General features: G+C 68.2%; 3 protein-coding genes. 1 reads left to right on the top strand and 2 read right to left on the bottom strand.

Annotated features, from left to right (window positions below; genetic code table 11):
• Positions 1 to 51: 51 nt before the first annotated feature.
• Both B1964_RS02455 and B1964_RS02450 read right to left on the bottom strand, forming a co-directional pair.
• Positions 52 to 2,187, bottom strand: coding sequence for a glycosyltransferase family 39 protein (locus B1964_RS02455; protein ID WP_172398727.1), 2,136 nt, complete (start codon positions 2,185 to 2,187; stop codon positions 52 to 54).
• Between the two features lie 66 nt (positions 2,188 to 2,253).
• Entirely contained in the window at positions 2,254 to 3,528 is a 1,275-nt protein-coding gene (locus tag B1964_RS02450; protein WP_172398726.1) for a glycosyltransferase, read from the bottom strand.
• A gap of 146 nt (positions 3,529 to 3,674) precedes the next feature.
• On the opposite strand from B1964_RS02450, the gene B1964_RS02445 reads away from it, so the two are divergent.
• Positions 3,675 to 5,166: DEAD/DEAH box helicase (locus tag B1964_RS02445; RefSeq protein ID WP_139765605.1), on the top strand; the 1,492-nt coding region annotated here is incomplete at its 3' end.

Raw genomic sequence — 5,166 nt, 5'->3', positions numbered from 1 at the left:
GCGGGGGGAGCCGATGCCCGATCCGTGAAGTCACCAGGGCACCCTAACGGATCAGGTCGGTGACGTCAGGTCATACAAGGTGACATTGTCGATCGTCAACTTGGTGAAATGACCCTCCACCCACTCGGTGATCTGGGCCGACGGGCCGTCCGACCGCCCACCCATCATCATGCCGCCACCGATGAAGTAGTGGATCTTCTTCTGCTCCACCAGCTTCTGGAACTGCGCGAGTGTCGGCGACGGGTCGGTGCCGTTGAAGCCACCGATCGGCATCACCGAGTAGCCCGATTCGAGTTGATATCCCGACGCCGTGTTGGACCCGATGGCTGCGGCGACCCAGGTGAAATCGTCGGCGTTGCTGCGCAGCGTCGCGACCATCTCGGCGCTGGGCGTCGAGCCCATCAGCAGTCCACCGGCCGGACCGCCCATGCCACCCATACCGCCGTAGGCGCCGGTGCGCCCGCCGAATCCGCCGAATCCGCCGGGCATCTGACCCATGCCGGGGAACCGTCCCATGCCGCCGGGCATCTGCGGGCGCCGGTTGCCGCGGCCGGGACCGCCGAATCCACCGGGTCCGTCACCCTCGACGCGCGGTCCCGCGCTGATGATCGAGCCCTGCTTGGCGGTGGTGATGGTGTCGATCGTGTACGCCAGCGGACCGGCCAGGCCCGCGACGAGGGCCAGCACCAGGGCCAGCGCCGAGAGGTAGACACGGTGCGCGAGGAGCATCACCGCACCGCCGACCACTCCGACGAACAGAACGATCCAGCGCAGCCACGGCACGAAATCCGGTGAGCGCCCGAGTAACACGAACGCCCAGATCGCGCCGAACCACACCGCGACGGCGAGCAGTATGCGCACCCACAGCTGCTCGCGCGCCCGCCAGGCCACGGCCGCACCGCCGGCGAGAAACGCCGCCACCGCGGGCGCGAGCGCTGCGGTGTAGTAGCTGTGGAAGATGCCCGCCATGAAGCTGAAGACCGCCATCGTGATGACCAGCCACAGCCCCCACACCGAGAGGTAGGCGCGACGCAGGTCGGTGCGCGCGGCGCTGCGGTAGCGGCCGAGGATCACCAGCGCACCGACACCCAGGATCAGCGCGCTCGGTATGAGCCAGGCGATCTGTCCGCCTTGGGCGGGTTGGAACATCCGCCAGATCCCGGTTTCGCCCCACATGCCGCCGCGACCGCCGGGGCCACCGGGTCCGCCGAAGTCGCCGGCAAAGCCCATGCCGCCGAAGGCGCCGCGGTCGTATCCGCGTCCGCCGCCGGGCATGACGCTGCCGGTCTCGTCGCCGGAGAGCCTGCCGAAACCGTTGTAGCCCAACGTGAGTTCGAGAATTGAGTTGTTCTGCGAACCGCCGATCCAGGGCCGCGACGACGCCGGCCACAGCTCGACGGTGAGAATCCACCAGCCCGCGCTGACGACGAGTGCGGCCAGCGCAGCCACCAGATGCCCGACACGTTTGACCCACCCGTGGGGCCCGAATGCGAGGTAGGTCAGGGCCAGCGGCGGCACGATCAGCATGACCTGGAGTTGCTTGGTGAGGAAGCCGAATCCGACGAAGACACCGACCAGGATCATCCACCGCAGCCGACCATCCTCGACCGCCCGCAGACACGCCCAGACCGCGGCGATCATCAGCAGGATGAGCAGCGCCTCGGGATTGTTGAAACGAAACATCATCGCCGCGACCGGCGTCAACGCCAGCACGCCGCCGGCGAGGATGCCCGCCCAGTGCCCGAGGTAGCGGCGGGTGATCCAGTACAGCAGCACCACCGACGCCACACCCATCAACGCGTTGGGCACCAGGATCGCCCACGAATTGAGCCCGAAGATACGGACCGAGATCGCCGGAATCCACAGCGAGGCAGGAGGTTTGTCGACGGTGATGGAGTTCGCCATGTCCGACGAACCGAAGAACCACGCCTTCCACGATTGCGAGCCGGCCTGGATGGCCGCCGAGTAGAAGGAGTTGGCCCACCCGTTGAGCGACAGGTGCCAGAGGTCGATGATCGCGGTCACCACGATCAGTGCGGCGAGCGTCGACCATTTCCACACCGCCGGCGGATCGGCGGGTACCGAGACAGGGCTACGGCCCCGGGAGTTCTCATCCGGGGCCGTAACTGGGTTGGTGCTGGTCGGGGGCGAATTCTCGGGGATCGAGGATTTGTCGGGTTCGCTCATGGTCTCTTTCACCGGGCCCGCTGCGCGGGCGGTTCTGATGCGCGGTTCTGTGGTTGCCCGCAGGCCTCAGGGCTGCGCGGTCTCGGCGGCCGGGCGGCGCTGCAGATGCGAGCGGAACACCCACCGTAGTCCGACGAATCGGGTGGCGGTAGCGACCAGGTTGGCGATCACGAGCACCAGCAACTCGACGTGCTTGCCCGCGCCGGGGGCGAAGTGGTCGAGACCGAACAGCGACAGCGCGGTCACCGCCCAGCCGAACAGGAACACCCCGAATCCGAAGAACTGGTGCTTGACCGCATCCTCACGCCCCTGCACACCGAAGCTGAAACGCCGGTTGGCAGCGGTGTTGAGGACGGCGGTCACCGCCAGCGCCACGAAGTTGGACACCTGCGCACCCAGGAAGGAGTGCAACAGCAGGTAGAGGACGGCGTAGGCGATCGTGCAGATGACGCCGACGACGCAGAACCGCACGAGTTGGCCGACCATGCCGTGCGGCACACCCGCGATCGCCGGGCCAGGCGCACGTTCGCGGCCGACCGTGGTGCGCAGGTCGGCGATCGGTAGCTTGCCGGAGGTGAGCGCATAGCCGACCCGCGCGCAGCCCTTGAGATCCTCGACCGCGGTGGAGACGATGTCGACGGTGCTGTTGGGGTCGTCGACCCAGTCGACCGGAACCTCGGCGATCCGCAACCCGATGCGTTCGGCGATGACGAGCAGCTCGGTGTCGAAGAACCAGCCGGTGTCCTCGATGTAGGGCAGCACCTGGCGGCCGATGTCGGTGCGCATCGCCTTGAAGCCGCACTGGGCGTCGGAGAACTTGGCGCGCATGGTGGTTCGCAGGATCAGGTTGTACGAGCGGGAGATGAACTCGCGCTTCGGCCCACGCACGACCCGCGAGTCCTTCGACAACCGGGTGCCGATCGCGACGTCGGAGTGGCCCGAGATCAGCGGGGCGATCAGCGGCATCAGCGCGTTGAGATCGGTGGACAGATCGACATCGCAGTAGGCGACGATCTGGGCGTCGCTGCGCGACCACACGGCCTTGAGTGCGCGGCCGCGTCCCTTCTCGTCGAGGTGGGCGACGCGGATGCCGTCGAGCTCGTCGGCGATGCCCGCGGCGATGGCGACCGTGGAGTCGGTGCTCGCGTTGTCGGCAACGGTGATTCGCGCCGAGAACGGCACGTTCGTACGGAGGTGTTCGTGCAGCCGCTGCAGGCATCGGGCGATGTCGTTCTCCTCGTTGTACACGGGAACGACGATGTCGAGGACGGGGGCAGCGGCGGAGCTGTCGGCGACCACCATGATCGGGGCGGCGGCCTGCGGGATCGCTTCTGTCGTCATGCCCATAAGCTTCGCGGCCCCGGCTGACCCCACTCTGCGCTCGACCTGCCAGTTACCTGTGAGCTGACACCCCCTGCCCACCGCGCCCGCGATGCCTGATCTGCGCAGGTCAGGGCGTTGTCGGCGCAGGACGATAGATTGGGCCCATGTCGGGCACCCAGACACTGAACTCGCCGGATCTCGCGGCCGCGCAAGCGGTCATCACCAGCCTCGCCGGGCCGGGCGCCGCGCTGCGCGATGATCAGCTCGAGGCGATCGCGGGGCTGACCACGGTTGCGGCCGCGCGGGTGCTGGTCGTGCAGGCCACCGGATGGGGCAAGTCCGCGGTGTACTGGGCGGCGACGGCCATCCTGCGGCAGCGTCGGCACGGCGCGACGCTGATCGTCTCGCCGCTGTTGTCGTTGATGCGCGATCAGGTGTCGGCGGCCGAGCGGGCCGGTCTGCGCGCGGCGACGCTGAACTCGTCGAATGTGTCGGAGTGGAGCGAGATCGAGGCGTCATTGCGCGCCGACGATCTCGATGTGCTGTTGGTGTCGCCGGAGCGGCTGGCCAATCCGGGGTTCGGGCGTCGCGTGCTCGACGCGATGGCCGGGCGGCTGGGCCTTCTCGTCATTGACGAGGCGCATGCGATCTCCGACTGGGGGCACGATTTCCGGCCGGACTATCGGCGCGTCGCCGATGTCCTGCGGACGCTCAACCCGGACACGCCGGTGCTGGCGACCACGGCCACCGCCAACGAGCGGGTCACCGCCGACGTCGCGGCGCAGTTGAGCGCAGGTGGTGGCGCCGGTACACAGACCTTGGTGCTGCGCGGTTCGCTGGCACGAAAGTCGCTGCACCTGAATGTGATCGACGGCCTCTCCCCCATCCAGCGGTACGCGTGGGTGGCACAGCATCTCCCGGAGTTGCCGGGGTCGGGGATCGTCTACGTCCTCACCGTCGCCGATGCCGACCGGCTCGTCGGCGCGATCCGAGCGGTCCATGGTGACGACTTCCCGGTCGCCGCCTACACCGGGCAGCTCGACGCCGATCACCGCCATCAGCTCGAGGACGCGTTGCTGCGCAACGACGTCAAGGCACTCGTGGCCACCTCGGCGCTGGGCATGGGTTACGACAAACCCGACCTCGGTTTCGTGGTGCACGTCGGGTCACCGCCGTCGCCGGTTTCCTACTACCAGCAGGTCGGTCGCGCCGGGCGTGCGCTCGACGAGGCCGTGGTGATGCTGCTCGCCTCGGCCACCGACGACGCGATCTGGGAGCATTTCGCCACCGCGACCATCCCCGACCCCAAGCGCATGCAGGTGGTCCTCGACGTGCTCGGCGAGGCCGACGAGCCGATGAGCGTTGTCGCACTCGAGGCGCAAACGGGTGTACGGCGGGGTCGAATCGAGTTGATGCTCAAGCAACTCGCCGTCGACGGCGCCACCGAACGCGGCTCCGACGGCTGGTCGACGACCGGTCGGCCGTGGTCCTTCGACGCCGCGCACTACGACGGTGTGCTCGCGGTCCGCCGCCGCGAGGCCGACATCATGCGCGACTACATCTCCTCGCGACGCTGCCTGATGCAGCTGCTCACCGAGTCGCTCGACGACCCGGACGCCGGGGCGTGCGGCCGTTGTTCGGTATGTCTCCGCCCCC

Origin of the sequence: Gordonia sp. i37, assembly GCF_002043085.1 — a bacterium.
GTDB classification, from domain to species: Bacteria; Actinomycetota; Actinomycetes; order Mycobacteriales; family Mycobacteriaceae; genus Gordonia; species Gordonia polyisoprenivorans.
Note: the sequence above shows the minus strand (reverse complement) of the source record. Positions and strands in the feature narration are given on the sequence as shown.